General features: G+C 56.4%; 1 pseudogene. It reads left to right on the top strand.

Features of this window, described 5'->3' with window-relative positions:
• A pseudogene (locus tag ACM6I6_RS27555) lies at window positions 1–303 on the top strand (RHS repeat protein); the annotation flags it as partial.

The following is a 303-nucleotide window of genomic DNA, read 5'->3' as shown; positions in this document are numbered from 1 at the left end:
GGGCAAGCTGCAGACGTTTGTATATGACTGTGAAAATCGGTTGGTGCGGGCTGAGAAGTTGGTGAATGGCAGGCTGGAGAGTACCGGTGCGTATCGGTATGACAGCCTGGGGCGACGGGTTGGCAAGGTTTCAGAGGTCAACGGCAAGACCGAGCAGAAGCACTTTTTGTGGCAAGGCCTGCGGATGTTGCGTGAAGAGCGACCGGGGCAGAGCAGTCTGTATATCTACGAGCCGGGGAGTTATGCGCCGTTGGCTCGGGTGGATCAGGCAGAAGGTGAAGAGCAGGAGCTTTACTACTTCCA

The sequence above is a fragment of the Pseudomonas sp. IT-P218 genome (assembly GCF_949767605.1).
Classification (GTDB): Bacteria; Pseudomonadota; Gammaproteobacteria; order Pseudomonadales; family Pseudomonadaceae; genus Aquipseudomonas; species Aquipseudomonas putida_AE.
Note: the sequence above shows the minus strand (reverse complement) of the source record. Positions and strands in the feature narration are given on the sequence as shown.